Source organism: Sorangium sp. So ce426 (assembly GCF_051475585.1).
Taxonomy (GTDB): domain Bacteria; phylum Myxococcota_A; class Polyangia; order Polyangiales; family Polyangiaceae; genus Sorangium; species Sorangium cellulosum_B.
The window spans coordinates 9,906,399-9,933,378 of record NZ_CP150341.1 but is presented as its reverse complement, the minus strand read 5'-3'; the positions used below and the strand labels follow the sequence as shown (position 1 = coordinate 9,933,378).

The 26,980-nt window shown below is 71.7% G+C and carries 19 protein-coding genes and 1 pseudogene; 13 read left to right on the top strand and 7 right to left on the bottom strand.

Features of this window, described 5'->3' with window-relative positions; all coding sequences use genetic code 11:
- Positions 1–61: 61 nt before the first annotated feature.
- Positions 62–1,237: an SUMF1/EgtB/PvdO family nonheme iron enzyme gene (locus WMF44_RS37165; protein WP_437294779.1), complete on the bottom strand. Its 1,176-nt coding sequence runs from the start codon at positions 1,235–1,237 to the stop codon at positions 62–64.
- A gap of 271 nt (positions 1,238–1,508) precedes the next feature.
- Between WMF44_RS37165 and WMF44_RS37160 the strand changes: the two genes are divergently transcribed.
- From WMF44_RS37160 to WMF44_RS37135, 6 genes are all read left to right on the top strand, one after another.
- Positions 1,509–4,202 carry a penicillin acylase family protein gene (locus WMF44_RS37160; RefSeq protein ID WP_437294778.1) on the top strand — a complete coding sequence of 898 codons (2,694 nt, stop codon included), beginning with the start codon at positions 1,509–1,511 and terminating at the stop codon, positions 4,200–4,202.
- Positions 4,203–4,547: 345 nt separating this feature from the next.
- Positions 4,548–6,350 carry an ABC transporter ATP-binding protein gene (locus WMF44_RS37155; protein ID WP_437294777.1) on the top strand — a complete coding sequence of 601 codons (1,803 nt, stop codon included), beginning with the start codon at positions 4,548–4,550 and terminating at the stop codon, positions 6,348–6,350.
- A gap of 137 nt (positions 6,351–6,487) precedes the next feature.
- The gene (locus tag WMF44_RS37150; RefSeq protein ID WP_437294776.1) at positions 6,488–7,129 is read left to right on the top strand and encodes an RNA polymerase sigma factor; all 642 of its coding nucleotides are present in this window, start codon (positions 6,488–6,490) and stop codon (positions 7,127–7,129) included.
- Positions 7,120–8,439 (top strand): FecR domain-containing protein, encoded by a 1,320-nt coding sequence (locus tag WMF44_RS37145; protein ID WP_437294775.1) that lies wholly within the window; start codon positions 7,120–7,122, stop codon positions 8,437–8,439. Before WMF44_RS37150 ends, WMF44_RS37145 begins: the two co-directional genes overlap by 10 nt.
- 98 nt (positions 8,440–8,537) lie before the next feature.
- Positions 8,538–9,599, top strand: coding sequence for a hypothetical protein (locus WMF44_RS37140; protein ID WP_437294774.1), 1,062 nt, complete (start codon positions 8,538–8,540; stop codon positions 9,597–9,599).
- A gap of 75 nt (positions 9,600–9,674) precedes the next feature.
- On the top strand, positions 9,675–11,273 hold the full coding sequence (locus WMF44_RS37135) for a hypothetical protein (RefSeq protein WP_437294773.1): 1,599 nt from the start codon (positions 9,675–9,677) through the stop codon (positions 11,271–11,273).
- Positions 11,274–11,303: 30 nt separating this feature from the next.
- On the opposite strand, the gene WMF44_RS37130 is transcribed toward WMF44_RS37135, so the two are convergent.
- Complete coding sequence (locus WMF44_RS37130) at positions 11,304–12,296, bottom strand: amidohydrolase family protein (protein ID WP_437294772.1); 993 nt, start codon at positions 12,294–12,296, stop codon at positions 11,304–11,306.
- Between the two features lie 292 nt (positions 12,297–12,588).
- Between WMF44_RS37130 and WMF44_RS37125 the strand changes: the two genes are divergently transcribed.
- Positions 12,589–13,386, top strand: coding sequence for a hypothetical protein (locus tag WMF44_RS37125; RefSeq protein ID WP_437294771.1), 798 nt, complete (start codon positions 12,589–12,591; stop codon positions 13,384–13,386).
- Between the two features lie 189 nt (positions 13,387–13,575).
- Here the strand turns inward: WMF44_RS37125 and WMF44_RS37120 are convergent, their stop codons facing one another.
- From WMF44_RS37120 to WMF44_RS37105, 4 genes are all read right to left on the bottom strand, one after another.
- A complete protein-coding gene (locus tag WMF44_RS37120) occupies positions 13,576–14,226 on the bottom strand; it encodes a LolA family protein (RefSeq protein WP_012239600.1) in 651 nt (216 codons plus the stop codon).
- Positions 14,227–14,273: 47 nt separating this feature from the next.
- Positions 14,274–16,778 (bottom strand): cytochrome c peroxidase, encoded by a 2,505-nt coding sequence (locus tag WMF44_RS37115; RefSeq protein WP_437294770.1) that lies wholly within the window; start codon positions 16,776–16,778, stop codon positions 14,274–14,276.
- 392 nt (positions 16,779–17,170) lie between these two features.
- Complete coding sequence (locus tag WMF44_RS37110) at positions 17,171–18,631, bottom strand: C45 family autoproteolytic acyltransferase/hydolase (protein ID WP_437294769.1); 1,461 nt, start codon at positions 18,629–18,631, stop codon at positions 17,171–17,173.
- Between the two features lies 1 nt (position 18,632).
- Positions 18,633–19,457: a glycosyltransferase family 2 protein gene (locus WMF44_RS37105; protein WP_437294768.1), complete on the bottom strand. Its 825-nt coding sequence runs from the start codon at positions 19,455–19,457 to the stop codon at positions 18,633–18,635.
- Between the two features lie 12 nt (positions 19,458–19,469).
- On the opposite strand from WMF44_RS37105, the gene WMF44_RS37100 reads away from it, so the two are divergent.
- The 6 genes and pseudogenes from WMF44_RS37100 to WMF44_RS37075 all read left to right on the top strand — a co-directional run bounded on the left by WMF44_RS37100 (position 19,470) and on the right by WMF44_RS37075 (position 24,410).
- Positions 19,470–20,807 carry an MFS transporter gene (locus WMF44_RS37100; protein ID WP_437294767.1) on the top strand — a complete coding sequence of 446 codons (1,338 nt, stop codon included), beginning with the start codon at positions 19,470–19,472 and terminating at the stop codon, positions 20,805–20,807.
- Between the two features lie 12 nt (positions 20,808–20,819).
- Positions 20,820–21,803 carry a phosphotransferase enzyme family protein gene (locus WMF44_RS37095; RefSeq protein WP_437294766.1) on the top strand — a complete coding sequence of 328 codons (984 nt, stop codon included), beginning with the start codon at positions 20,820–20,822 and terminating at the stop codon, positions 21,801–21,803.
- A gap of 107 nt (positions 21,804–21,910) precedes the next feature.
- Positions 21,911–22,405, top strand: coding sequence for an IS4/Tn5 family transposase DNA-binding protein (locus WMF44_RS37090; protein WP_437294765.1), 495 nt, complete (start codon positions 21,911–21,913; stop codon positions 22,403–22,405).
- Complete coding sequence (locus tag WMF44_RS37085; RefSeq protein WP_437294764.1) at positions 22,402–22,695, top strand: hypothetical protein; 294 nt, start codon at positions 22,402–22,404, stop codon at positions 22,693–22,695. The genes WMF44_RS37090 and WMF44_RS37085 overlap by 4 nt, the downstream gene beginning before the upstream one ends.
- Positions 22,696–22,737: 42 nt before the next feature.
- Positions 22,738–23,376 (top strand): annotated as a pseudogene (locus WMF44_RS37080) (transposase); the annotation flags it as partial.
- 626 nt (positions 23,377–24,002) lie between these two features.
- Complete coding sequence (locus tag WMF44_RS37075; RefSeq protein ID WP_437294763.1) at positions 24,003–24,410, top strand: hypothetical protein; 408 nt, start codon at positions 24,003–24,005, stop codon at positions 24,408–24,410.
- Positions 24,411–25,192: 782 nt separating this feature from the next.
- On the opposite strand, the gene WMF44_RS37070 is transcribed toward WMF44_RS37075, so the two are convergent.
- The gene (locus WMF44_RS37070) at positions 25,193–26,887 is read right to left on the bottom strand and encodes an adenylate/guanylate cyclase domain-containing protein (RefSeq protein ID WP_437294762.1); all 1,695 of its coding nucleotides are present in this window, start codon (positions 26,885–26,887) and stop codon (positions 25,193–25,195) included.
- Positions 26,888–26,980: the final 93 nt, after the last annotated feature.

Genomic DNA, 26,980 nt, shown 5'->3' with positions numbered 1-26,980 from the left:
GGCGGCGGCGTGGAGGTGGCCCCTTCGCGCTGCGCCGCGGGCCCGGCGGGCGCCTCGCCGCTCACCGCTTCTTCTCACCGCTCCCTGGCGCCGCCGGCGCGCCGCCCCCGGGCGTCGCGTCCACGGCGCCCGGCCCGAGCAGCGTGCCGCACATCGTCTTGCACCGGATGTCGGTCGGCTTGCACTCGCACTTGCCCTGCTCCTTGAGCTCGAGCTTCCCGCGCATCTCGTCGACCGTGAACTGCGCCATCCGCTCGACGCGAGCCATGTCCCACCCCTCCTGGACCTGCCGGGGCGTCCGCGGCTCGGTGGCCTTGCCGTCGGGCTCGGCGCAGCAGCGGAAGCTCAGGAAGTAATAATAGAACCCCTCGTCGTGGGTGTAGATCTTCGGCCGGCACTGGTTGCGCACGCCCTTGTACCAGGGGCCGCCGGTGTGGACGCTGTCGAACTTGCCGCGCCAGCCGCCGCTCGTCTCGCTCGCCACCACCTCGTCGGTGTTCGCGGGCAGGTCGGCGACGCCATAGTCGCTGATGCATTCGGGCTGCGACCCGCTCCGCACCCCTTTCCAGAGGCGGGCCAGCTCGCCCGGGTCGCGCTTCGCGACCTTCTTCATGTCGGGATCGTCCCAGAGGTGGTCGCCGTTGCACTTCGTCGCGTCGCGCGAGTACCCGTACGGGAACGGCTTCATCTCGGGGCCTTCGCACGCGAGCGTCCACTCCGACTCGGTGCAGAGGCGCTTGCCGACGGCGGCGCACTTGACCTGCGCCTGGTGGAAGCGGTTCATCACCTCGGGCCGCTCCCCCTTCTTGTTCGGCCACTCGTACGTGTCGATGCAATAGCGCTTCTTCGTCTTGTCGCCCGTGCAGCGGGCCGGGGTGGGGGCGAACTCCTCGCAGACCGTCTTCTTGTTCGACTTGTCGTACCAGCTGCGGAGGCAGCTGTGCTCGACCTCGCTGCAGTACTCGCCTTCCACGAGCTTCATGTCGGCCGGGCACGCCTGCTCCTCGGCGGCGGCGGTCTCCCCGCCGGCCGTCCCCGCCTGGGCGGCGGGCGCGCCGGCCTCCGGGGCGGCGGGCGCCGCGGCCCCGGCCTCGGCGGGGGACGGCGCGGCCGCGGGCGGGCCGCCGTCGTGCGCGCGCGGGGACGGCGCCGTCTGGGCGGGCTCCGGGGGCGCGCCGGAGCAGGCGGCGGCGAGCGTCAGGGCGGGGAGGGAGAGGGGGAGCAGGAGGCGTCGCATGCCCGGCGTCATAGTCGAGATCGCGGCGAGGGGAACCAGGCTCGCGCCGTTGGATCGGCTCCGCGCGCCCCGGCCGAGCCGGAGGCGGTCCGGCGGGGGCCGTGCGCGCTCCGGGCGGCGGCGCGCGGGGCGCGCTCCGGGAGCCCCGGCTCTCCGACTCGACGCTGCTGGATCTCGCCCTCTGCTCCGGCAGGCCATCGACGCGCACAGCTCGCCGTTCCCGCCGGAGGCGCGTGATATCGTGCGCCCGAAGGCAGAAGGAGTATCGCTGATGATGCGTACGGCTCGTTTCGGTTCGCTGGTCCTCGCGTTCGTCTTTGCCGCTTCGGCGTCCGCCGTCTCGTGCGGCGACGACGGCGAAGCCCCGTCCAGCGCGGCAAGTGGCAGTGGCGGTGAAGGCGGCGCGGGAGCGACGGGGGGCGGGGGAGCCGCGGGCGGCGGCGCAGGGGGATCGGACCCCGGCGGCGTGGCGATTCCCGATCTCGACGGGGATGTCCGGGCGGTGACCGACGAGCTCGGGGTCCTTCACCTCGAGTGCGCGTCCGACGACGATTGCTTCGCCGCGCTCGGTTACTTCCACGCTCAGAACCGCTTCTTCTTCATGGATTTCATCCGCAACCTCGTCGAGGGGTCGCTCGGCGGGCTGGTGAAGGCGGGCGCGCGGGTGCTCGAGCAGGACTATCAGAACCGCCATTTCTTCACGACGCGCGACGGCGAGCCGCTCGAGAGGGCGCTCTACGAGCAGGCGAGCCCGAAGGTGAAAGGGCATTTCGACGCGTATGCGCGCGGCGTGAACGCCTGGCTCGCCGACATGCGGAACAAGAGGAACGGCGCGACGCTGACCGTCGAGTACAACCTCGCGCTCATGGTGAAGGACCCGATCCGCGACTGGAGTCCGGAAGACAGCGCCGCCGTCGGCCTCTACGTGCTCAACGACCTCTCGAACAACAGCGGGGAAGAGCTCGAGCTCGCGGCGCAGGTCCCGCTGTTCGACGCGGCGCTCGCCGTCGATCTGTTCTCGCCCGCGCCCGTGTTCGACGCGTCCACCGTGCCCGCCGCGCAGACGGCGGACCTCGTGCGGCCGTTCGCGCCGGTGGCGGTGTCGCGGCTCTCGCCGCGCCGGGCGCTCCTCACGGGCGCCGCGAAGCGCGCGGCGAAGGTCGGCGACGGCCGGCGCAAGATGGCGGGCGACGCCGGGTCGAACAACTGGGCTGTCGGCCCGGGCCGCACCGAGAGCGGCCACGCCATCCTGGCGAACGATCCTCACCTGTTGCTCGGCAATCCCAGCATCTGGTTCCCCGTCGAGCTCGACGCCAAGAGCAGGGGCGACGGCGAATACCACGTCGCCGGCGGCACGTTTCCGGGCATGCCGAGCGTGATGATCGGACAGAACGAGTCCATCGGCTGGGGCGTGACCACCGCGTACTACGACCTGGCCGACGTCTACCTGGAGACGCTCACCGGGGACGGCGCGTCGGTCGATTTCAAGGGGGAAGACGTGGCGATCGTCGAGAAGAAGTTCTCGTTCAAGGACGCGGCCTCCGGCGAGACGATCGAGAAGACCTTCCGCTGGGTCCCGCACCACGGGCCCATCGTGAGCGAGGACGCGGACGCCGGCACCGCCGTGACCATCCGGTGGCGCGGGCACGACGGCGGGACGGACCTCGACGCGTTCTTCGCCCTCGGGCGCGCTGGGAGCGTCGCCGAAGCCAGGAGAGGGCTCGAGGCGGCCAGCTCCGCCAGCCAGAATTTCGTCGTCGTCGACACCGAGGGCAACATCGGCTGGTTCCCGTACAGCAAGGTGCCGGCGCGGCCCTGGGCGTCGCCCGAGGTGCCCGCGTGGCTGCCGCTCCCGGGTGACGGGAGCGCCGAGTGGGGCGACCCGATCCCGTTCGCCGAGCTGCCGCAGCTCCTCAACCCGCCTCGGGCCGCGATCGCGACGGCGAACGGCGACATGACGGGCGCGACCGCCGACGGCGATCCCACGAACGACGGGCAAGGCGCGCTCCAGGCGTGGGGCAAGGCCGACGGGACGCGCGAGCAGCGGATCCTCGATCTGCTCGATGAAGGCGGCGACGCGCATTCGCCGGACACCATGACGGCGATGCAAGGCGACACGTACTCGCTCTATGGCAGCTTCGTCGTGCCCGCCGTGCTCTCGGCGGCGGAGCTGGCGACGTTGACGGACGAGGAGCAGGCGGTCGTCGACGCGCTCGCCGCCTGGGACCACACGTGTCCGACAGGGCTCGACGGGCACGATCCGGTGGACGCGGGCAAGGTGGACGACGCGACGCTCGCCGCCGAGTCGATCGGCTGCACGGCGTTCCACGCGACGTTCTATGCGATCGTGAGCGAGGCGCTGGGTGACGAGGCGGCGGCCGCGGGCCTCGATGAGCCCGGGTTCGGGCTGACCGTCGTGGCGCGCGCGCTGCGCGATCCGGCGCGCCTGAGCTCGGGCCCTCTGCTCTGGGACGACGTGACCACCGAGGGTGTGGCGGAGACGCAGGACGACATCTTGCTCCGGGCGCTCACGAAGGCGGCCGCCTCGCTCGCGGTCATCGGCCCGGCGGACGACTGGCGCTGGGGCCGCGTCCACACGCTCACGCTCCGCAGCATCTTCGATAACTTCAACCTCGCCGTGTACAATGACGGGCCTTACGCCGCGCCGGGCGGGCTCTTCACCGTCAACGTCGCCAACCCGAGATCGCGCGCGCTCCCGCCGGACGGCGGAAAGCCCAGCTTCGCCTTCGCCAACGGGCCGTCGATCCGCCTGGTCATCGACGCGGATCCAGCGGGCCCGAAGATGCGCTTCGGGCTCCCCGGCGGGTCGGACCTCCACCGCGACAGCGCGTTCTACAACAACCTCCTTCCGCAATGGCTCGACAACGAGCCGCTCGAGTTCCACTTCGGGCCGGGCGCGGTGACCGATCCGGCGAGCGTGGTGGACGTCTCGCCGGCGCGCTGACCCCGCGCGATCGCGCGGCGGGCCCCGGCGGCGCCATGTCGCCGGGCGCATCCGGCGCGAGCGCGCGAGCGCGCGAGTCATCGCGGCCGCCGCCCGCGCCGGCGCGTGACCCAGACTCCCAGGATCCCTCGGCTCCGCAGGTTCCTGGGACACCGATGATTCCATCCGAACGCGCAGAGAAGACCGTTGCGCCCAGGGCTATCCCCTGCTCGTATCCGGCCGCGCCTGGCGCCCTTCTCCTGCGCTGCGATGAGGCGCGAATGAGCATTGGCCGTGAAGCGATCCCTGATCCGTGACCTGCGCCGGAGTCTGAATTACTTATCTCCCCATCGCGCGAGACTCTCCGTGTGCCTCGCGCTCACGCTCGTCTCGGGCGGCCTGCCCGCGCTCGAGCCGCTCGCGCACCGCGCGATCTTCGACCAGATCTCGGCGAGCGCTGGTGTCTTCGGCCCCGGGAGCGGGCCGGCCGCGCCCGGGGAGCAGAGCGTCCGGGCCCTCGCCTGCCTGACGCTCGCCCTGTGCGCGCTCGTCGTCCTCCGGCAGATCGCGGAGGGCCTGGGGGCGCTCGCCGTGTGGCGGGTGCGGCTCCGCATCAACCGCGACCTGCTCGACGAGACCACCGCGCGGCTGCACGCGCTGCCGCTCTCGTACCATCAGGAGAGGGGCGTCGGAGAGACGATGACGCGGGTCGATCGCGGCATCACGTCGCTCATGGACTGCCTTGCTTCGGTCGCGTTCCAGCTCTTCCCCGCGCTCGTCTACCTCGTCGTCTCGCTCGGGATCATGCTCCGTCTGAGCCCGCTGCTCGCGCTTGTCGCGGTCGGGTTCATCGTGCCTCCGCTGCTCTTCGGCAGGGCGACGACCGCGCGCCTCGTGGAGCGCGAGCGCGAGGTGCTCGACCGCTGGTGCGGGATCTACAACCGCTTTCAGCAGGTGCTCTCGGGCATCAAGACGGTCAAGGCGTTCGCGCGCGAGGCGGACGAGCACGCCCGGTTCATCCGCTCCGTCGAGGAGGCGCAGGGCGAGGTGCTCCGGAGCATCCGCCTCCAGACGCGGCTCTCCGCGGGCCGGAGCGTCTGCGTCAACATCGGCCGTGTGGCGCTGCTCGGCGTCGGGGGCCTCCTTGTCCTCCGCGGCGAGCTCGGGGTGGGCACGCTCGTCGCGTTCCTCGGTTATGTCGGCGGCCTCTATGGCCCCGCGCAGACGCTCCTCGGCGTCTACGAGACGGCGCGCCGCGCCGAGGTCGGCCTGGCGGCGATCTTCGGCGTGCTCGACGCCGAGGTCGCGGTCGCCGATCCGGAGCGCGCCGTGAGCCCGGAGCACATCCGCGGCGACCTCGAGCTCGACCAGGTGAGCTTCCGCTACCAGGACGCCGCCGGGCGGGCGGTCATCGACGGGGTCTCGCTCTCGATCCAGGCCGGCGAGTTCGTTGCGGTCGTGGGCCCGAGCGGCGCCGGGAAGAGCACGCTCGCCGATCTGCTCCTGCGGCTCCACGATCCGACCTCCGGGGCGATCCGCATCGACGGGCTCGACCTCCGGGCGCTATCGCAGCGCGCGCTCCGGCGGAAGCTCGGCATCGTCACGCAGGAGCCGTTCCTGTTCGAGGACACCATCGAGGCGAACCTCCGCTATGGCTCGCCCGACGCGACGGACGAGGCGCTCCGCGCCGCGGCGCGCGCCGCCTGCGCGGAGGAGTTCATCGAGCGGCTCCCCCTCGGGTACCAGACCCTCGTCGGCCGCGGCGGCGTGGCGCTCTCCGGCGGGGAGCGGCAGCGCCTCGCGATCGCGCGCACGCTGCTCAAGGACCCGTCGGTCGTGATCCTCGACGAGCCCACGAGCAGCCTCGATATCGAGAGCGAGACAGCGGTGCAGCGGGCCATCGAGGGGCTCTCGCGGGGCCGCACGACGCTGCTCATCGCGCACCGGCTCTCCACGACGATGCGCGCCGACCGCGTCGTCGTCATCGAGGGCGGGCGCGTCGTCGAGCAGGGCCCGCCCGCGGCGCTCCTCCGCCGCGGCGGGGCGTACCGCCGGATGATGGATCTCTGGCGGGCGCACGAGCCCTCCGGGGCGAGAGGCCTGGGCCGGGCAGGAGCGCTGGAGCCAGCGCTTCTCGAGGCCGCGGCGGCGTCCGGCGCGGTCGCGTGAGCGAAGCCCGGCGCGATCGGGCGGGCGGAGCCCGAGGCGCCGGGTCAACGCATGATCCAGGAGCCGGGGCGCGGGGCGGCGCCGCGCGCCCGCCCTGAGCCGTCGCGGCGGGGGCCGGCCATCTTAGAGGCTACCCGATGTCCGTGCACCTCCGCGTCGTTCGAAAGCCCCGTCCACCCGACGGCCCTGCCGGCGCGCAGATCACCTCACCCGACTCACCCGACATCCTGCGCGGCCTGCACGCTCGGAACCCCGCGGCGGAGCGCCGCCTGCTCGACACCTACGCGGGCCTGGTCGAGCGGATGCTGTTTCGCATCCTGGGCGACGTCCGGAGCTTGGAGGACCTGGTCCAGGACGTGTTCGCCCGGGTGTTCTCCCGCATCGACGACGTGCGCGAGCCCGAGGCGCTCAAGCCCTTCATCACCAGCGTCACCGTGTTCGTCGCGCGCGAGGCGCTCCGCAAGCGGCGCAGGCACCGCTGGCTCGCGTTCTTCGCGAGCGACGAGCTGCCGGAGGTCGCGGCCAGCGCCGATCCGGAGGCCCGGCAGGGCGTGCGTGCCTTCTACCGCGCCCTGGAGACGCTCGACGCCGACGATCGGCTGGCCTTCACGCTGCGCATCGTCGAGGGCCAGGAGCTCACGGAGGTGGCCGCTGCGTGCAAGGTGTCGCTCGCCACCGTCAAGCGCCGGATCCAGCGCGCGGAGCTCGCGTTCGTCGAGCGCTGCAAGAAGGATGAAGTTCTTTCTTCCTGGCTCGCGGAGGGCGACCGATGGACCTGAGGACCAAAGACGTCGCGGCCGTGGGGCGCCGGGTCGCCGCGCACCAGGATGCCGCGCTCGAGCGGCTGGTGCGGCCGTCGACCGCGGATCGACTCGAGGCGATCTACCGCAAGGAGGCCGCGCTCTCGCTGCGCGCCAGGGCGGCCCCCCGCTCGCGGCGGCTCGGCGTCGCGCTCGCCGCGGCGTGCGTCGCCGCCTCGGTCCTCTGGTTCGTGCTGCTCCGGCCGGGCGACCCGTTGACGTACCGGGTCGCGGAGGCGCCGGGCGCCGTCGGCCGGTGGGTGGCGGCGGATGCGTCGCAGGTCGGGCTCGACTTCTCGGACGGGTCGCGCGTGGACCTCGCGCCCGGGACGCGCGCCCGCGTGACCGAGGTCGGCCCCCGGGGCGCGAGCGTCCTCCTCGAGCGCGGCTCGCTGCGCGTGCGTGTCGTGCATCGCGACGACACCCGGTGGGTGGTGGCCGGGGGCCCTTTCGAGGTCCACGTGATCGGCACCGAGTTCGACATCACGTGGAACACGGAAGCCGAGGAGCTCACGGTCGCGATGATCACCGGCCGCGTGCGCATCCTGGGCCCGTGCGTCGACCCCTCGGGGCGCGCCCTCGCCGCCCCCGAAGCGACGCGGCTTTCGTGCGCGGCGCCTCGGTCCGTCGCGCCGCGGGCGTCGTCGCCGGCGCCTGATCCGGAGGCCACCCCCGCCGCGCAGCCTCCCGCGCTCCTCCCGGGCGCGAGCGCCGCCGCATCCGCCCCCGCATCCGCGCCCGCCCCCGCGCCCGCCCCCGCGCCACCCTCCCTCGGCGCGCCGCGGCCCCGCGCGGGCGAGCCTCTGGCCGAGGCCCCCGTCGAGCGCTGGCGCGCGCACCTCGCCGCGGGCAAGCTCGGCGAGGCGCTCGCGGACGTGGAGCTCCTGGGCATCGACACGGTGCTCGGGCGCGCCGGCGGCGCGGAGCTCGTCGATCTCGGCTCCGCGGCGCGGCTTTCCCGCAAGCCGGACGTCGCGGCCAGGTTCTACGAGGCGGCGCGGCAGCGGTTTGCCGGGAGCGACGCCGCGGCCGCAGCGGCGTACCACCTCGGCCGCATGGCGTTCGACGGGCGCGGCGCCTGGGCGGAGGCCGAGCGCTGGTTCGCCGTGTACCTCGCGGAGCGGCCGCGCGGCGCGCTCGCGCCGGAGGCGCTCGGCCGCTCGATAGAGTGCGCGAGGAACCTCCAGCTCCGCGCGCGCGCCCGCGAGCTCGCCGCGCGCTACCTCGCGGCGTACCCGAACGGCGCCCACGCCGGGCTCGCGGCGACGCTCGCCGACGGGGCCGATTGAGGGTTCCGCTCGGCAGCCTGCGCGCTGGATCGAGCCTCCTCCCGCGGAGGTCGCGGCCGCGGCGCCGGCGCCGCCTCCGCTCGCCGGGGGCGCGCGCCGTGGCGAGCTCGATCGGCTGCGCGCTCGTCGCTTTGCTGGCGTTCGCGGCGTTCGCGGCGTTCGCGGCGCCGTGCTCCGCCGAGGAGGCGCCGCCGATCACGGTCGTCGCCGGCGCGCGCGGGGCGCTGGCGTACCGGCTCTCGCAGGAGCTCGAAGCGGCGGGCCTGCAGGTACACGTCCAGGCGGGCCCGGTGGCGGCTGGTTCCGGCGGGCTGCTCATCGTCATCCCCGAAGGCGAGGACGGAGCCATCGAGATCTGGTCGGACTCGAGCGGGCGCGCGGACCTTGTCGCGAGCGTGGCGCCCGACGGCCCGCTCGACACCCGGGTGCTCCGCGCGGCGGAGCTGGTGCGGGCGCTCCGATCGACGGCGTCGGCGGCCGGGGCCCCCGCCGGAGCCGTCGCACCGGAGCCGGCGGCCGTCGCGCCGGCCCCGGTCCAGCCCTCTCCCGCCGCGCCTCCAGCCGCGTCGCCCGGTGAGGCGTGGCGGAGCCCGCCGCTCCGCGCCTGGGCGCCGCCCTCGCCCCCGTTCGCGGTGCCTGCGGCGCCCAGGGCCCCGCTCGTCGAGGTCGGCGTCGCGATCGCCGTGGGATGGCAGGCGCCTGGCGCCTCGCTGGCGCTCGATGCCTCGCTCCGGATCTGGCCCTCGGCCCGGATCGGCGCCGGCCTCCTGGCGGACCTGCCGATCCTGGGTCCCGAGATCGAGGCGTCCGAAGGCAAGGTGCGCTTTCGTCGCTCGCTCTTCGGCGCCGAGCTCGCCCTCGCGCCCATCGAGAGGAGCCGCCGGTTCGGACTCGTCCTCTCCCCCGGCGTGGGTCTCGGTTACGTGAGCGCGTCCGGCGATGCGAGACCGCCCTATATCGACAGCGATGAGTCCACGTTCACCGCCTTCGTGTACGGGCGAGGCGAGGCGCGTTTCCGGCTCGTCGACTCCGTGGTTCTCACGGCGGGCGCGCTCGGCGGCGCGGCGATCCCGCCTGTCGACATCCGGTTTGCAGGACGGGTGATCTCGACATTCAGCCCGCTCGCGTCGTTCTCGCTCGGTGTCGTCGTCCAGCGGTGAGCCGCCGCCACGACAGGCGGCCATTCATAGGAGCAAGCCACGCGCACTTCTTCAATCGAGATAGGAGAGGCCTCCTTGAAACAGCTCCTCGTACCTGGATGCACCGTGCTCATGACGCTTGTCGCCGCATGCGACAGAATCCCGCTCGATCCCATACGCGATGAGGGCGCCGGGGGTGGCGCGACCGGAGCGGGCGGGGCCGGCAGCGGCGGCGCAGGCGGCGCAGGCGGCAGCGACGCCGCCGTCGGCAGCGGCGGCGCAGGCGGCAGCGGCGGCGCAGGCGGCAGCGACGCCGTCGTCGGCAGCGGCGGCGCGGGCGCCGGCGGCGCCGTCGGCAATGGCGATCCTCTGTGGAGCCGGCACTTCGCCTCGAACCCACGCCAACCCCAGGTGTGGGTGGGCAGCCGCATCGCCGTGGACGAACCGGGCAACCTCGTCGTCGCGACGACGGTCGCCGATGGCGTCGACTTCGGCGACGGTCCGCTCTCGACCGGGGGCGCCCTGGCCTTCTCCCTCGCGAGATTCGACGGCGAAGGAGAGCCCCTCTGGCACAAGGAATTCTCCGGTTCCGCCTACCCGCAGGACGTCGCGGTCAACCAGGCGGGGCTCATTGCCACGACGGGGGTGGTTTACGGGACCGGCGTCGACTTCGGAGGTGGTTTGCTCGTGGGGCAGGAGTCGGGGGGCGACGCCTTCGTGGCCGTCTTCACGGCAGGCGGAGATCACGTCTGGTCGGCTCGGATCGGCGTCGATGGTGATCAATGGGCGGACAGCATCGCCATGGATGCAGCCGGGAACGTCGTCGTGGCAGGGACGTTCATGGGCCAGATCAGCCTCTGCGGCGCCTCGCTGACGAGCGCCGGTGACATGGACTCGTTCATCGCGAAGCTCGACCCTGCGGGGAATTGCCTCTGGAGCAAGCAGCTCGGCTACACGGAGATCCACAACGTCGCGCTCGACGCGTCGGGCAGCGTCGTCCTCGCCGGCAGCTTCGGCGCCTATTTCGCCGAGGCGATCGACCTCGGCGGCGGGCCGCTGACCACCGCGGGCAGCGAGGATATCTTCGTGGCGAAGCTCGACGCGGCCGGTGAGCACGTCTGGAGCAAGCGGTTTGGCGACGAGGCGCTCCAGAGGGCGTACGGCGTCGCGGTCGACGGCGCTGGAAACGTCGTCATCAGCGGGACGTTCCTCGGGAGCGTGGATTTCGGCGCAGGTCCGCTGGTGAGCGAGGGAGGGTACGGTCCTCTCGAGCCCGGCTCTGTCACGTGGGGCGGCAACGCCTTCGTGACCAAGCTGAACCCGGCAGGCGAGCTCCTCTGGGCCAAGCGCCTCGGGCAGTATGGGCCGCAGACGGCGCTGGACGTCGCGGCGACCGCGGACGGCGAGCTCGCGATCACCGGCTTGATCTACGGCGACGTCGACTTCGGCACGGGCCTGATGGACTGCACCTACGGCGACGCCTTCGTCGCGAAGCTCGATGCGGCCGGCACGGTCCGCTGGGTGAAGCACACCGGCGGCAGGGAGCAACAGTACGGCTATTCCACGGCCATGGACGCGACCGGCGACGTGTACGCCGCCGGGCCGTTCCTTGGCACCATCGACTTCGGCACGGGGCCGCTGTCGGCTCCGACGTCGACTACCCGGGCGATCTTCCTCGCGAAGTTCGGCCCCTGAGGCCGCGGGCGGCGGTCCGCGAGGTGGCCCTCAGCGCAGGCAGGCGCCGAGCCATCGCGCGGCGTTCTGTCCGAGGGCGGGGCCGAGGAGCTCGGGGGGCAGGTGAAGGCCTTGATAGGTGCCGATGGTGCGGGCCGGTTGATCGGCGGTTTGACGAAAGAAGCGAAACTTGTCCTCTTTCAAGAGACCCATGTTCGACTCCACCTGCAGGTCCCACAGCTCCATGGACATGGGGTCGAGCCCGCTGGTCACGAGATCGGTCCCGAACAGGAAGCGCTCGGGCCAGCGAGAGAACAGCCCGAGGAGCCGGGCGCGCTCCCGCTCGAGGCTCGCGAACCCCTCCGTCGCCGGGCCGGCGGAGCCATGGCTCGTATCGACGAGGAGGCGCGGAAACGCCTCCATCAGGGACTCCATGCGCGCGAGGTCGGTGCGGCTGCCGCAGAGGTGCGCGCACACGAGCCGCAGGTCGGGGAAGGCGCGCAGGACCGCCTCGAGCTCGCTCCTGTAACGGACGGTGTTGGCATGAAGCAGAACCGGAACCGCCTGATCCGCGAGCGCCTGCCACATCGCGTGGTGCGAGGGGTCGTCGAGGGGACGCTCGTGAAAGAGGTTGTGTCCCTGGTAGAGCTTCACGCCGCAGGCGCCTCGGCTGCGCAGCTCGGCGAGGTACGCGAGGTCGTCGTGACCCAGATCCAGGGTGACGAACGGAATGAGCTTCCCACGGTGAGCCGCCGCGGCGTCGAGGACGATGTCGTTGCCCGCGCGGTAGCCGGAGAGGCCAGCGCCGCCGCGGCCGCTCGTCAGGTCCGGGCTCGCCAGGATGACGGCGCGGTCGACGTGATGCTTGGCCATGTGCGCGAGCAATGGTGCCACCGCGTTGGCCTCGGTCAGGTGCACATGGATGTCGATGACCTCCTTTGGGGCCGGCGGAGGCGGCGGCGAGCGGCACCCCAGGACGGCGGCGAGCGCGGCGCCCCACGCGATGCTCCGGAAGCGAGCGCCGCGATCGGCGCGCGAGCTCATCGAAGGAGGGCAATGAGGGCGGCGGCGACCACGAGAGCGATGAGGGGCAATTGAGCGATGCGGATCCATCGCCGGCAAGGATACGCCTGGGCAGGGATGGCGCCATGAGAAAGGAGGGAGGCATGAAATATGAAATATGAAAACTGATGTGAGCTGATGATTCGCTTCTGAGCCTGCTTTGCGCGAACGCTCGATGTTCGCGCCTCGAGGGCGAGGTTTCGCCCTGGAGGTCGTTGTTCATTTGTGCCCAGTGGAGTTATCTATGTCGCTCATTCGTAGCTCGGTTCGTCTCATGGGGGTCGCAGCGCTCTACGCGTCTTTGTTTGGAACGACGGCTTGCTCGCGCTGGCTGGACGATGGCGCGGGCTCAGGCGCCGAAGGAGGCGGCGGCAGCGATGCCAGCGGCAGCGGTGCCAGCGCCAGCGGCAGCGGTGCCAGCGCCAGCGGCAGCGCCGTCAGCGGCAGCGGTGGTAGCGGTAGCGCCGTCAGCGGCAGCGGCGGCAGCGGCGGCAGCGGCGTTGGTGGCGGCAGCGGCGGCAGCGGCGTTGGCGGGGCTGGTGCAGGCGGGGCTGGTGCAGGCGGGGCCGCGACCGGGGGCGGCGGAGCGTCTGTTTGCGCGGACGACGCCTACGAGGCGAACGACGCGTCCACCTCTGCGGCTCCGCTCGCCTATGACCATACCGACGACAGCCTCGGTCCCAGCGCGTGGTTTTCGAAGATCGACTTCGTCCTCTGCCAGGGCGACGAGGACTGGTACCTGCTCGACACCACCTCTCTCGGGATCGAGGAGGTCAACTGGAGTCTTCGCGTCCTGGCCTCCGGGGCAGGGCTGTGCGGCTCGGGTTGTGAGCAGTACACTCCGCCCCCCGGTCCAGAGAACACGTTGATCGTGGAGGTCTACAGCGCTGCCACGATGGAGCTCCTCGGGGCCGAGGAGAGCGATCATGGACGGGTGTGGCTCGATGGAGGGGGCGCGGGCTCGGCGAACGATCTGCTGCTCCGCGTTTACGGGCCGCCCGAGGCGAACTACCCGTACGACATGAGCTTCGTCGCCAAGTCCTACGAAGGGGAGGACGAGTGCGAGTGCTGATCTTCACCTAGAGCGACAAACGGGTCGAGACCACGAGAAAAGCAGGAATCTCACAGGGAGGCAGGGAGGCGGGGAGCGACAGACAGCAAGAGGGAGAAATTCATTTCTTCTTCCTCCCCGCCTCCCCGCCTCCCTGTGAAAATTCTCCGAGTTTTGACGTGATAGGTGCTCGTGCGCCGCGGCGCCCGCTCAGCCCTGCTTCGGCGCCTTCATCCGCGCCGGATCCACGCTCACGTCCCGCGCCACCTTGCCGAACGCGATGACGCTCCGGTCGCCGTTCCGCTCCTCGATGACCACGCGCCGCACCGACCACAGCTCCGGCCCCGAGGTCATCTCGAGGCTGCGCACGTGCTTCGCGACCTCCTCGGCCCGCGGCCGCGCCGCCAGCGTGATCCCGTCCGCGCGGCTCGGGATCGACAGATCGTAGCGCGCCCGCAGCTTCCCGAGGTCGCCGCCGAGCAGCACCAGGAGGTCCGACAGCACCGCTCCGAAGCGCCCCGCCGCGCCGCGCCCCGCGCCCGCCGCGCCCTTCGGCGTCGCGAAGCCGAACCCCTCGGGCGTGATCCAGTAGGTGATCGCGTCCGGCGGCTTCAGCTCCCACCGGAGCCGGTCGGGCAGCACCAGCGTCATCTCGCCGTCGCTCTTCACCGCCGTCGCCAGCAGGCCGATGCTCCGCTCCTGCGTGAACGGCGCGACCAGCGTCTTCACCGACGCGCGCGCCCGCGTGATCTCGGCGAGCGCGTCGCCCACCTCGTCCGCGCGCGCGCGGCGCGCGTGGCTGCCGATCGACAGCGCCCCGCCGCACGCCGCGAGCCCCATCAAGAAAGATCGTCGCTGCATCCTCGCCTCGTCCTCTGACATGGTCATGTCAGACGAGCGGGCCGCGCTCAATCCGCAATGGGCTTCGGCGTGTTGGGCCCGCTCTCCGGCAGCTCGGGCTTCGCGATGTACTCCTTCGGGAGCTCGCCCGTCAGGCTCTTCAGCCAGACCACGATCTGGTCGACCTGGACCTGGGACAGGTCCTTGCCGAGCTGGTGCTTGCCCATGAGCCGCACCGCCTCCTGCAGCGACGAGACGGACCCGTCGTGGAAGTACGGCGCCGTCATGGCCACGTTGCGGAGCGTCGGCACCCGGAAGACCATGAAATCGGCCTGCTTCTTCGTGATCTCGAAGACGCCGCGGTCCATCGTGTCGGGCCACGACCGCACGAGGCCGAGCTTCTGGAACATCGTCGCCCCGACGTGCGGGCCGAAGTGGCACGTCACGCAGCCGACCTCGACGAACGTGTTGAACCCTTCCTTCTCCGCGTTGGTCAGGGCCTCGGGCTCCCCTTCCAGGAACAGGTCCCACCGCCCGCGCGTGATCAGCTTGCGCTCGAACGCGCCGATCGCCTTCGCTGTGTTGTTGGCGTTGACGGGCCACGGATCGTTCGGGAACGCCCTGCCGAACGCCTTCACGTACTCGGGGATGGAGCGCAGCGTCGCCTCCAGCCGCACCGGCGTCATCGCCATCTCGCTCGGGTTCATCATCGGCCCGTTGGCCTGGGCCTCGACGTTGTCGAAGCGCCCGTCCCACATGAGCGAGAAGAACCCCGCGGAGTTGTACACGCTCGGCGTGTTGCGGCGGCCGCTCTGGTGCGCGTGCCCGATCGACACCTTGGCGCCGTCCGCGCCGTAGCGATCGAGCGGGTGGCACGAGTTGCACGAGAGGTCGTGGTTCTTCGAGATCCGCGTCTCGTAGTAGAGCATCCGGCCGAGGTTGATCTTCTCGTCCGTGAGCGGGTTGCTCGAGGACGTGATGACCGCCGGCAGCGGGTTGAAGCTCCCGAGCCGCTCCGGATCGATCTGCACGGCCGGCTCGACCGGGGCCGCGGCGGCCGCGCCCGGCGCCGCGGTGGCCGCGGCCGGGGCGGCGGCCGCCGGCGCGGGCTGCGTCCCGCCGGTCGCCGGGGCGGACGCGGACGCCGTCGTCTTCTGCACCAGCCAGGCGCCGACGCCGGCGCCCGTCGCCGCGACAAGCGCCGCCGCCACCACGAGCGGGGCCGCCTTGCTGCGGGGGCGCACGTGGGCGGTGGGCTGGTCGCCCGCCACGATGATCGTCTTGTGGAAGGGCACGGAGGTGCCCGAGACCGTCCTCGAGGGCGGCGGGCCGTCCGGGAGCCCGCGGATGAGGAGGCCGTGCGGGGTCGCGTGGTGGCCGCTCTGGGTCGCGTGGTGGCCGCTCTGGGTCGCGTGGTGGTGACCGCTCTGGCCGAGGGCCCCGCTGTGCGTGACGTGCTCGGGCCAGCTGCGGGGCGTGCCCACGGGCGTGGGCGGGCGCCGCGTCGAGATCTCGCCGGGGTCCGGCCAGCTGCGCGACGTGCTCCCGGGCGTCGGCGTGCGGCTGCGGGGCGTGCCCACGGGCGTGGGCGGGCGCCGCGTCGGGGCGTCGGGGTTCGGCGGCCCCTGCGAGGGCGGCGGGATGTCGGCCTGCACCGAGTCGGGGAGGGGCCGCAGCATGCTCTCGTGGATCGAGATGCCGTGCGGCAGGAGCATCCGGCACTCGTCGAGCATCTCCGCCGCGCTCTGGAAGCGCAGGTTCCTGTCGATCTGGAGCGCGCGCGCGACGATCTCGGAGACCTCGTAGGGCACCCAGGGCGCCAGCGTCTGGATGGGCGGCGCCGGGGTCGAGCAGATCGCGACGATGAGCTCGCCGAGCCCCCGCGAGTTCCTGTAGGGGGTGCGCCCGGCGAGCATCTTGAAGAGGACGATGCCGAGCGACCAGACGTCGGTCCGGCCGTCCACGTCCCGCATGTTGCGCGCCTGCTCCGGCGACATGTAGATGGGCGAGCCGATCAGGTTGCTCGTGGCCGTGAGCTCCTGGTGGTGCTCGAACGAGTCGTCGGCCTGGATCTTGGCGACGCCGAAGTCGAGCAGCTTGACCGCGTACTCGCCCCCGTCGCGCCGCGCCAGGAACAGGTTGGCGGGCTTGATGTCGCGGTGGAGGACGCGCGCGTCGTGCGCCTTGATGAGGCCCATGCACGCCTGGGCCACGATGCAGAGCGCGAGCTCGGGCGGCAGGGGGCCGAGCCGCCGGAGCATCTGGTCGACGTCCTCGCCGTTGAGCAGCTCCATCACGAGGAAGGGCAGGCCTGTCGCGCGGTCCCTGCCGCTGTCGAGCACGCTCGCGATGTGCTCGCTGTCGATCGCGCCGGCCGCCCTGGCCTCGCGCTCGAAGCGGGCCATCACCGCCTCGTCCTGCGCGAGCTTGCTCGTGATCACCTTGACGGCGACGCGGCGGCCGGTGCCCAGGTGCCGTGCCTCGTAGACCGCCCCCATCCCGCCTTCCCCGAGCAGCCCGAGGATGACGTACCGTTGATCGAGGGTCGTGTTGATCAGGTTGATGTCCGTCATGGTCTGGTCGACCCGGTCGCCGCTCCGATGCCGCGACCTTGGCGCCCCGAATCGCATTGTCGGACGGAAGGTCGCGCTAGGCAATCTTGCGGTAAGGCCACGCCGGATGAGAGGTGTCCCACCTCCGGTGTATGGGCGTGGGAGAGAGGGGACCCCGAAACCACGCTGAAAACTTGCGATTGCGCGCCGGGTATGTCGCGGCTGCGCTGGCGGGGAGGGCCTTCGTACGCGCGGCGGCGCGGCGTTTTCGTGCTCGCCGTGGCATGAGGCGCGTCCCGGGCGCGGGCTGTCGCGCTCGCTCGCCACGCTCGCCACGTCCGCGTCACGGCATGGAGACGGCGCCGCCGCGCTTGCGCGAGGGACGGAGCGGTTATTAAGTTGCGTCTGTTTATTTAAGGATTGTCGTTGCCGCGCTCCCCGCCTTTGTGGGGTGAGCCGGCGCGCTCCCAGGCGGCGTAGTCGCCGCTCGTGAGCAGCGGGTCCTCGGGCAGGGCGTCGGGCTCGGGGGTGTCGAGCGCCGGGTCGAACGCGGGGTCGAGCAGCCGGGTGAGGTCGAAGCGGAGGAAGCGGCCGGCGAGGTGGGGGCCTTCGCTGACCCAGAGGACGCGCGCCGTGGCGTCCATGACGACCGCGTGGGTGGCGATGAGCGCGTCGATCGCGCGCCGGTCGCCGAGCGGCAGGGGCGCGCCGCCGCGCCCGCGCCGGTCGCGCAGCACGTCGATCGCCGCCTCGACCGTCGCGCCTTCGGGCAGCGCCGCGAGCCGCTCGTCGAGGCGCTCGCGCCGCGGGCGGGTCGAGGTCTCGGCCTGGACGCGGAGGTTGCGCGGATCGCCCGCGAGCGGCCCCTCGAAGTGGTTGGTGAGCGGGACCTTGCCGCGGCCCCGGCGCGCGTGCAGCGGCGCGCCGGGCGCGCGCTCGGCGATCGCCGCCTCGCCGCCCGCGTCGACGAGCATCACGAGGTGGGAGACCATCGGCGCGCGCGCCTCGAGGATCGCGAGCGCCTCGTCGACGCCCCGCGCGCGGCCGAGCACCTCGCGCATCGTGTGGACGACCGGCTCGCCCGCCGCCCGCGGCTCGCCGGCCCGCCCGCCGTGGACGACGAGCGCGAGGCCCGCGGCGTTCATCCCCGTCACCGCGCCGATCAGGCCGGGCCAGGCCACCGAGGCGTACGGGATCTTCCCCTGCTCGTGGACGAGGAACACCGCCTTGCCCTCGTCGAAGACGGGCCCGGCCTCGAAGTCGAAGTTGCGGGCGAGCACCGCGTGCCCGTCCGCCGACGCCGTCCCGGTGAGCGCGAAGCTCGTGCAGCCGATGAGCGGCGAGTGCTCGAACGAGAGCGCGATGTCGTAGAGCGACTGGAGGAAGACGAAGCGGTGGTACGTCGGGAGGACGCCGTCGAACGGGTCGGGCGAGAAGGCGCGCGCCTGCGCGGCGATCTCGCGCCGGACGCCGTCGGTCATGCCCTCGTCGACGCCGCGGAACTCGAGGCGCGACAGGTCCATGATGAGCCACCGGAGCGGGGCGACCGGCACGTGGTGGTGGAACTGCTCGTAGAGGGTCCCCTCGTTCTGGACCATCTCCGGGTAGAAGAGCCGCCCGTGCTGGTGCCCGATCTCCTCCGGCGACCCGGAGAGGCGCGCCTCGAGGATCCGCCCGCGGCGGCGCACGTAGGCCGGGCCGAGCACGCGCAGCCCCCCCGGCCTCGTCTCGGGCTCGCCGGCGGCCGCGCGGATCGGGGGCGGCTCGATCCGCGTCGCGGCGGCGATGCCGAGGTGCGCGAGGACCGGCGCGGCGAGGAGCGCGGCGGCCGCGAGGAGCTTGCGGCGGTGGCGTGCGAGGCGCGGCGGCCGCAAATCAGGGAGGCGCCGTCGCCGGCTGCCGCGGGTGGGGGTCGAGCTCCGTGGCGAGCGCGCTCGCCGCGGCCGGGCGGACCGGGTCGGGGGCCAGCACCGGCTCGGCAGGCACGTGGCGGAGCCCGCGTGTGAGCGCGAGCGTCGCCACCACCCGGCGGATGATCCGCGCCGGATCGCGCACGCTGTCGAAGTGGGTGAGCCGCTCGCCCTCGGGCGGGTAGATGACCCGGATCGGCGCCTCGACCAGGCGGACGCCGGCGGCCACCGCGCGCAGGAGGATCTCCGCCTCGAAGGCGTACCCCTCGTCGCGGGCGCCGAGCGACAGCGTCGTCCGGAGCGGGTAGCGGCGCAGGCCGCACTGGGTGTCCGCGAAGGGGCGGCCGGCGAAGAGGGAGAGGAAGAAGTTCGAGATCCGGTTCGAGATCTGGTTCGCGCGCGGCGCGCCCGCGCCCGCGAGATCCCGGATGCCGAGCACCAGCGCCTCGGGGTCGGCGTCGGCCTCGATGAGGCGCCGCGCCTCCTCCGGCGGGTGCTGTCCGTCCGCGTCGATGGTGACCGCGACGTCGAAGCCTGCGGCGAGGGCGAACTCCATCCCGGTGCGCAGGGCGGCGCCCTTGCCCAGGTTCTCCGGGTGGCCCAGCACCGTGGCGCCGGCCGCGCGCGCCCGCTCGGCCGTCCTGTCGCTCGACCCGTCGTCCACCACGATCACGGTGCCGGCCAGGCCGTGGACCCGGAGCGCCTCTCGTGTGACGTCCCCCACGTTGCGCTCGGCCTGGTAGGCGGGAATGATGGCGCAGATCCGCATGAGACAGAGCGCGATTACCATGGTGTGCCCTGGATGAACAGCGGCAGGCGCCCGGAGCGCCGTCCTGGCCTGCTCCTGCTCCGTTGCCGTCCTGCGTTCCGTCGCGTCTGGATGAGCGAGGTCGTCTCGCTGCTCGGCGACTGGATGAGCTTCGTCGCTGTGAGCCTGCTCGCGCTCGGGGGCGAGGGGGGCGGGGTCGTGGCGCTCGCGCTGGTGATGGTGGGGCATCACCTGCCGATCGCGCTGTTCGCGCCGGTGGCGGGGGTGCTCGCGGACCGGCTGGATCGGCGGTGGCTGCTCGTCGCGACGAGCGTGGTGCAGAGCGCGCTCACGGTCGGGATGCTGGGGGCCGCGGTCGTGGGCAGCGTGGTCGGGGTGCAGGTCCTCGTCTTCGTGCGCGCGTCGGTGGGGGCGCTGCGCTTGCCGGCGCAGACCGCGGTGCTGCGCCATGTCGTCGAGGAGGACGAGCTGCTCGAGGCGAACGCGATCACGTCGGCGACGTGGAGCGTCATGTTCGCGGTCGGGATGGCGTTCGGGGGCCTGATCGCGGGGCTCGGCCCTGCGGCGGCGCTCGCCCTGGACGCGGTGTCGTTCGGCCTGGCGGCGCTGTTCCTCCGGGGGCTCCCCCCGATGGTGGCGGAGGGGCGGCCGGTGGAGGGCGGCATGCTGTCGGCGCTCGCGTCGGTGCGCCGCGACATGGTCCACGCGTGGCGGCACGCGTGGGAGCGGCCGCCGCTGCTCGCCGCGGTGCTCGCGAAGACGCCGGTCCACATGGCGAACGGCGGGGCGCTCCTCTTGCTCAACCTCGTCGCGACGCAGCTCCCCTTCGCGGGCACGGGCGCGCTCACGCTGGGCGTCCTCCAGTGCGTGCGCGGCGCGGGCACCGGGGTCGGCCCGCTCGCCGGCGTCGCGCTGGTCCGCCGCGGCCTGCGGGGCGAGCTCGCGGCGACCGGGGCCGTCTGGGTGACGTTCGGGGCGATCGCGGTGTTCGCGGTGACCCGCCACCCTGCGGCGCTGCTCGCGGTCGTGCTCGTGTGGGGCCTGGGCAGCGGGGCGAACTGGGTGCTGTCGAGCACGGAGATCCAGCGGCTCTCGCCGGATCGCTTCGTCGGCCGGCTCTCGGCCGTCGACAACCTGGCCCTCACGGTGGGCCTGTGCGGGACGTTGCTCGGCGGGGCGTTCCTGGTGGAGCGCGCCGGCGTGCCCGCGGCTTCCGCCTGGCTCGGCCTCGGCGCCGGCGTCGTCACGTGGCTCGGCGCGCAGTGGATGCTGCGCCGGCGGGCCGCGGCGGTCTCGGCGGTTGCGGCGGTCGCGGCGGTTGCGGCGGTCGCGGCGCCGCCTCCCTTGCCCTCCGAGACCGAGCGCAGCTAGCTTCTCGCTCCGATGATCCCGGACGTGTGGGCGCCCCTGAGTGGCCTCTCCGTGCGCCGCTGCGAGGACGAGGGCCTCATCAACGGCACCTGGCTCGCGGGCGACCCTCCGCGGTACGTCGTCCAGCGGGTGAGCCCGATCTTCGCCCCGGAGGTCCACGACGACATCGAGGCGGTGACGGCGCACCTGGCGGCCCGCGGTCTCGCGACGCCGCGGTTGCTGCGCGCAGGCGATGGCGCCCTGTGCGCGCGCGATGCCGAGGGTGCGGTGTGGCGGGTGATGGACTTCGTCCCTGGCCGCACGCACCACCGGGTCGGCTCTCCTGTGCTGGCGCGCGCCGCGGGGGAGCTCGCGGCCCGGTTCCACCGGGCGGTGGACGATCTCGAGCACGTGTACCGCCACGTCCGCGCGGGCGCGCACGACACGGCGCTCCACATGGAGCGGCTGGACGGCGCGGCCACCGGGGGTGAGGGGCGGCGGCTGGCGGACGCCATCCTCGACGCGTTTCGCACGTGGCGGGGGCGGCTCGACCTGCCGGTCCGGCACTGCCACGGCGACCTCAAGATCTCGAACCTGCGCTTCTCGGAGGCGGGGGAGGGGATCTGCCTGCTCGATCTCGACACGCTGGCGCTGCAGTCGATCGACGTGGAGCTCGGCGACGCGTGGCGGTCGTGGTGCAACCCGGTCGGGGAGGACTCGACCGAGACGCGCTTCGATCTCGAGGTCTTCGCCGCCGCCGTGGCGGGCTACCGCGAGGCGAGGCCGTTCGGGGCGGAGGAGCAGGAGGCGCTCGTCGACGCGGCGGAGCGGATCGCGCTGGAGCTCGCGGCGAGGTTCTGCCGGGACGCGTTCGAGGACCGGTACTTCGGCTGGGACCCGTCGCGCTTCCCGACGCGCGTCTCGCACAACCTGTACCGGGCGGCGGGGCAGCTCTCGCTGGCGCGCTCGGCGCGGCGCCAGCGCGCGGAAATCGCGCGGCTGCTCGCGGGGGGGTGAGCGGATCTGTGCGCGGCCACCAACGTGGTCGTGAACGTTTACGTGGTCGTCTGAGGATCCCGCACATTTCTTGATCCGTTTCGGACCCGCCAAGCGTCTGAAATGTCATGGGAAATCCCGATGTGTCGGAAGCGATGCCGTCGATCGTGCGCGAGTTCGAGACGGTGCAGCTGGGCGATGCGCGGCTGCATCAGCGGGTCCGGGCTGTGGTGGCACGGCTGAGCGTCGCGCCGGGCGAGAGCTTCCTGAAGACGGAGGCAGAGCTGGAGGGCTTCTACCGGCTCCTTGGCAACAAGCGCGTGTCGTATGGTGCGCTGGTGCAAGCCCACAGCGAGCAGACCCTCGAGCGGATGGCCGGTCACGACACGGTTCGCGCGGTGCATGACACCACCGCGGTCGCCTTCGACGGCGACGGAGCACGCACAGGGCTCGGTCCGCTCAACGGCAAGGACACCCAGGGCTTTTTGGCGCACGCCACGCTCGCCGTGGTCACCGACGCGCTCAACCAGCCGTGGGCCTTGCTTGCTGGGCCCGCAAAGCCTCCGCCCTCTCCAAGAGCGCACGCAAGAAGAACAGGACGGGCAGCGACTATGCGCGCGTGACCGACAAGGAGTCGACGCGCTGGCTGCGGCAGGTAGAAGCGGCTGAGCAGGCCGTGGGCGACCGCACGTCGCTGCTGCACATCATGGACCGCGAGGCAGACGCCTACCCGCTTCTGTGCGCCATGGTCGAGCAGGGCCACCGCTTCGTCGTGCGCATGGCGCGCGATCGGAATGTGTCGGAGCTGGCCGAGGACGAGGAAGAAACGCTCGACGACAGCGCACGGCTGCGGCTGAGCGAAGCGCTGGTCGAGCTGCCGAGCCGGCTCAGTCGCGAGGTCGTGCTCACCTAACGCCGCGCCGGCCCTGTCCCGGCGAGCAAGCGCGCGCACCCCGAGCGCTCGGAGCGGAGCGCCACGCTGGGCGTCGGCGCCCGGCGCGTGGCGCTGCGCCGTCCGCACTACCTGCCCGAGCTGGCCGAAGAGCTCGCGGTCAACGTCGTGGTTGTGCAGGAGATCGACACGCCAGCGGGCGAGGAGCCGGTCGCGTGGGTGCTGGCGACCAACGAGCCCGTCGACACGCCCGACCAGATCGCAGCGATCGTCGACCATTACCGGGCACGGTGGCTCATCGAGGAGTTCTTCAAGGCCCTGAAGACCGGCTGCGCCCTCGAGACGCGCCAGCTCGAGAGCTTCCGGAGCCTGACCAACGCGCTGGCGCTGTTCGCCCCGATCGCGTGGCAGATGCTGCTGCTGCGCTCGCTGTCACGCCTTGAGCCCAACGCGCCCGCGGAACGAGCCCTCAACCCGACGCAGCTGAAGCTGCTGCACCAGCACCAGCCCAAGAAGTTGCCGGCTCAGGGGGCGACCGTAGTCGATGCGCTCTACGCCGTTGCCGGTCTTGGTGGACACCTCAAGCGCAACGGCGCCCCCGGCTGGCTGACGCTTGCGCGCGGAATGCAGACCTTGCTCATGCTGGAGACGGGCTGGAACGCCGCCCTTGCCAACTCAGCGAAAACTAAGGGGGAAATGTGATCAATCCTCAGTCGTGGTCGTGAACGTGGTCGTGGTCATGGTCGTCGACGACACGAGCGTGGACGTGAACGTTCTGCCGAGCCCTTGGTCGACCATTGTCGCCGCTTCCGTTCGATTCGGCACGACCGGGTTCCGGGTCGCGTCGAAATCCCTGCCATCTTCGGATTCCAACGACTTGACGCCTATCGTTGCGCCATCTCGTTTCTCGCTCTCAGCCGTCCGCTGGCAGCTCGATCCCCTCGCGGGCATGGGGAGCTGGCTGATCAGCTGCGTCGAGCGGCGAGGTGAATCGTGGGAAACGAGAGAGGCGACTTACGGGGGACGTTCACGTTCACGACCGAGCCGTTGACGACTATGACCACGACTACGACCACCACCAGGCCGCGAGGCTCTCCATCATTTACCGTCAATCCGACCTCCTGGACCGCAGGCTCACGCTCCCCTGTCTTCGCGCTACCGTAGAGCCAGCACCTGAGTCATGGCTGAATGCCGGTGGTGGCCGGCGTTGGCAAACGACAAGCGCGCCGTTGTGGCGGTTGACGCGCCGGATCCGACGCCCCAGGGACTACCTTGAAGTGGCAGACAGCGTTGCGATATCCGTGGTCCCTTGATGGGGAGGAGTGGGTATGAAAAATCTCGGATTGTTCACTGTGCTGGTTGCTCTCGCGACGGCGTCCGCAGGATGCGCGATGAGCGCGGTTGACAACGAGGATGCTGCTCCTTCCGTCGGTGAGCCGTCGGACCGGAAGGGAACGAGTGAGGTCGGCGAAGTCGCGCTCGCGGTCGCCAGGAGAACGCTGTGGCAGACTGAGCGCATAGGTTTCTTCAAGCAGGTTCGGGGGAGGACTTGGTTGGAGGAAGGTGCGGGTGGAACGACATACTTCAATGAGACTCAGCGGACGCCGGAGTATATAGAGCTTCACGACCCGAGGCGGAACCTGTACATGCGCCTTTACGACGATCATGCAAAGTACCGCAAGGGCGATCGCGGCCCCTGGCGACTCTTCCAGTATCGGGGCCGCTGGGTCCGATAGACCGGGATGCCCATCGTCTGATTGAACTTCCAGTTGGTCTGGCCAGGCATCGAGACGCGTCCGCGTGCATGCAGACGCGCTCTCGGACCGCACACGTCAGCAAGCGGAGTCTCGCCAGGCAGCACTGCCGACGTTCAGTCGACGCGCCCGGAGAATAGGGTCTCCCGGCCCCCGCCGTACAAGAACCTACGTAGCGCTCCGGGCGACTTCGCCTCCATGCGTTTAGACGCCGCGGGGAGGACCACAACGAGTTCGGCATCGAGTTTCCTCGCCAGCGACGACGACCGCGAGCTCGTCCGTGTGCGCCCGCGGCCGCAACCACCCTGCAGCGCTCGGTACTCAACACGGGCGCATCCTAGGATGCTGGGGCATCCAGGAGAAAGGTGGGATGCGGATCGAAGGCGGCTGCTGTCGTCAGGACACCACCCGACCGAGCGAGCGGGGACTTGTCGGGACATCGGTAGGCGCCTCTCCGGGCAGGCGGCAGGCATGCAGGACATGGGCGGGAGCCCGCTCGAACGCGCCCCGGGGATGTTGGACATGGCCGGGCGCCTGCTGGGCGATGCCCCCGGGGATGTCAGACATGGGCGGGGGCCTTCTGGGCGACGCCCCCCGACATGCCCTCGGCGGCCCGGGAGAACGCTGCCCGAGCGGACGTGCCGATCCGATTTGTTCACGGCAGCTCGTATGAGCTCGGGCCGCACCTCCTGTCGTTCGCGGCCACATGGCACGGCCGGCCGGGGTCTCGCGAGGAAGACTTGGCCGTCGCCCCTCGGCGTTCGTCAGAGCTCCGCCACCGCGTAGGTCATCACCGGCTGCACTCGGCCTTTGACCGTGATCTCGCTGATGGGACGTGTGTTGAAGACGTCCTTCACGAGGAGGTGCGTGTCCTCGCTGAGGAGCACGCTCACGCCGAGCTCCTTGGTCGCGCTCTCCAGGCGCGAGGCGAGGTTCACGGCGTCGCCGATGACGGTGTACTCCATCCGCGCCTCACTGCCGATGTTGCCCGCGACGACCTCGCCGGTGTGGATCCCGACGCCGGTCTTCAGCGCCGGGACTCCCCGTTTGGCGAGCCGCTCGTTGAAGCGCTCGAGCGCGGCGCGCATGCGGACGGCGGCGCGCACGGCGCGCACGGCGTCGTTCGGCCTGGGGACGGGCGCGCCGAACACCGCCATGATCGCGTCGCCGATGTACTTGTCGACGACCCCGCCCTCGTCGAGGATGATGGCCACCATCTCGGTGAAATACTCGTTGAGGAGCCCCACGAGCTCATGGGCGTTCATCTTCTCGCTGATGGTCGTGAAGCTCCGGATATCGCAGAAGAGGATGGAGACGGTGAGCGTCTCGCCGCCGAGCTGCACCTTGCCGGCGAGCAGGTGCTCGAGCACGGATTCGGTCATGTACTTGCCGAAGGTGCTGCGGAGCTTGTCGCGCTCCTTGAGGCCGTCCACCATCGAGTTGAAGCCGGTCGCGAGGTCCTCCAGCTCGTCGCCGGTCTTCACCGCGTCCACATGCACATACCGCTGTTGCTCGAGGTGCTTGAGGGCGACGTTCACGCGGGAGAGCGCGCGCGACATCGTGCTTGCGAGGCGCGCGCCGAGGACCAGCGAGAAGAGCGCCGCGAGGGTGAGCACGCCCGCCGCGAACATCAGGTTCTGGCGCACGATGTTCCGGACGTCGCTCACGTCGAGCGCCATGACGATCGAGAAATCGCCTGCCTTGCCCCGGAGCGATCGGGGCGCGAAGCGGGAGAGGGCCCACAGCGAGCTCGCCTCCTCGACGATCGTGGGGTGGGTCTCGTCGCCGATGACGGCGCCCTGGAGCAGCTCGGTCGGGAAGCGCGCCGTGCCCGTGACCCTCTTGCCCGACGGATCGACGAGCGCGATCTCCACGCCGAGCCTCGTCGCCGCTTCGTCGAAGTAGGTGTGATCGATGGGGATGCAGGCGAGCAGCGACCCGGCGTCGCTCCTCGCGTGCTGGGCGATCATGTACGCGGGCGGCGAGCCTTGCTGTCCATCACACCCATGGACGAGCACGTCCCGCAGGTCGTCCATCTCGGCGAGGCCCGAGAGGCCCTCGGTGAGCCCGGGGACCTCGTCTGTACTGAGGGGCGGCGCATCGAGCCCCCTCGCCGCGACCAGCTCGCCGAGCTCGTCGAAGGCGACGATGGCGACGTTGGGGTGAGCGTCGGTGACGGCCTCGAGCGCCGTCCCCACGGCCGACTCGCTCCGCAGCCGGAGCCCCTCGACCAGCTCGCGCGCACGAGACGCCTGGCGTGAGCTCGCCGAGATGGCGCGCTGCTGCTGCCTGAGCTCCAGCCGGAAGTTGCGGATCGCCTGCGGGACGCGCTCGCTGATCTGCGCGAGGAGCTGCCGGTGCATCACCCAGGAGAGCACGGGGAGGGCCGCGAGGGTCGCGAGCGAGGAGAGCGCGACGAGGACGGTGAGCTTGGCGCGCACGGTGCTGAGGCGGAACATGAAGACCTTCATCAAAGCAAAGTCCGCTGCCGGTGGACAGCGCTTCGTCCGGGTAACGAAGGGGTCGGGACATGGGCGGAGCCTCGCCGGGTG

Bases quoted from the DNA above. Each gene is read 5' to 3' on its own strand.
- WMF44_RS37165 (WP_437294779.1), bottom strand. From the start codon at position 1,237: ATGCGACGCCTCCTGCTCCCCCTCTCCCTCCCCGCCCTGACGCTCGCC.
- WMF44_RS37160 (WP_437294778.1), top strand. From the start codon at position 1,509: ATGATGCGTACGGCTCGTTTCGGTTCGCTGGTCCTCGCGTTCGTCTTT.
- WMF44_RS37150 (WP_437294776.1), top strand. From the start codon at position 6,488: ATGTCCGTGCACCTCCGCGTCGTTCGAAAGCCCCGTCCACCCGACGGC.
- WMF44_RS37145 (WP_437294775.1), top strand. From the start codon at position 7,120: ATGGACCTGAGGACCAAAGACGTCGCGGCCGTGGGGCGCCGGGTCGCC.
- WMF44_RS37130 (WP_437294772.1), bottom strand. From the start codon at position 12,296: ATGAGCTCGCGCGCCGATCGCGGCGCTCGCTTCCGGAGCATCGCGTGG.
- WMF44_RS37125 (WP_437294771.1), top strand. From the start codon at position 12,589: ATGGGGGTCGCAGCGCTCTACGCGTCTTTGTTTGGAACGACGGCTTGC.
- WMF44_RS37120 (WP_012239600.1), bottom strand. From the start codon at position 14,226: ATGCAGCGACGATCTTTCTTGATGGGGCTCGCGGCGTGCGGCGGGGCG.
- WMF44_RS37115 (WP_437294770.1), bottom strand. From the start codon at position 16,778: ATGACGGACATCAACCTGATCAACACGACCCTCGATCAACGGTACGTC.
- WMF44_RS37105 (WP_437294768.1), bottom strand. From the start codon at position 19,457: ATGGTAATCGCGCTCTGTCTCATGCGGATCTGCGCCATCATTCCCGCC.
- WMF44_RS37100 (WP_437294767.1), top strand. From the start codon at position 19,470: ATGAACAGCGGCAGGCGCCCGGAGCGCCGTCCTGGCCTGCTCCTGCTC.
- WMF44_RS37095 (WP_437294766.1), top strand. From the start codon at position 20,820: ATGATCCCGGACGTGTGGGCGCCCCTGAGTGGCCTCTCCGTGCGCCGC.
- WMF44_RS37090 (WP_437294765.1), top strand. From the start codon at position 21,911: ATGGGAAATCCCGATGTGTCGGAAGCGATGCCGTCGATCGTGCGCGAG.
- WMF44_RS37075 (WP_437294763.1), top strand. From the start codon at position 24,003: ATGAAAAATCTCGGATTGTTCACTGTGCTGGTTGCTCTCGCGACGGCG.
- WMF44_RS37070 (WP_437294762.1), bottom strand. From the start codon at position 26,887: ATGTTCCGCCTCAGCACCGTGCGCGCCAAGCTCACCGTCCTCGTCGCG.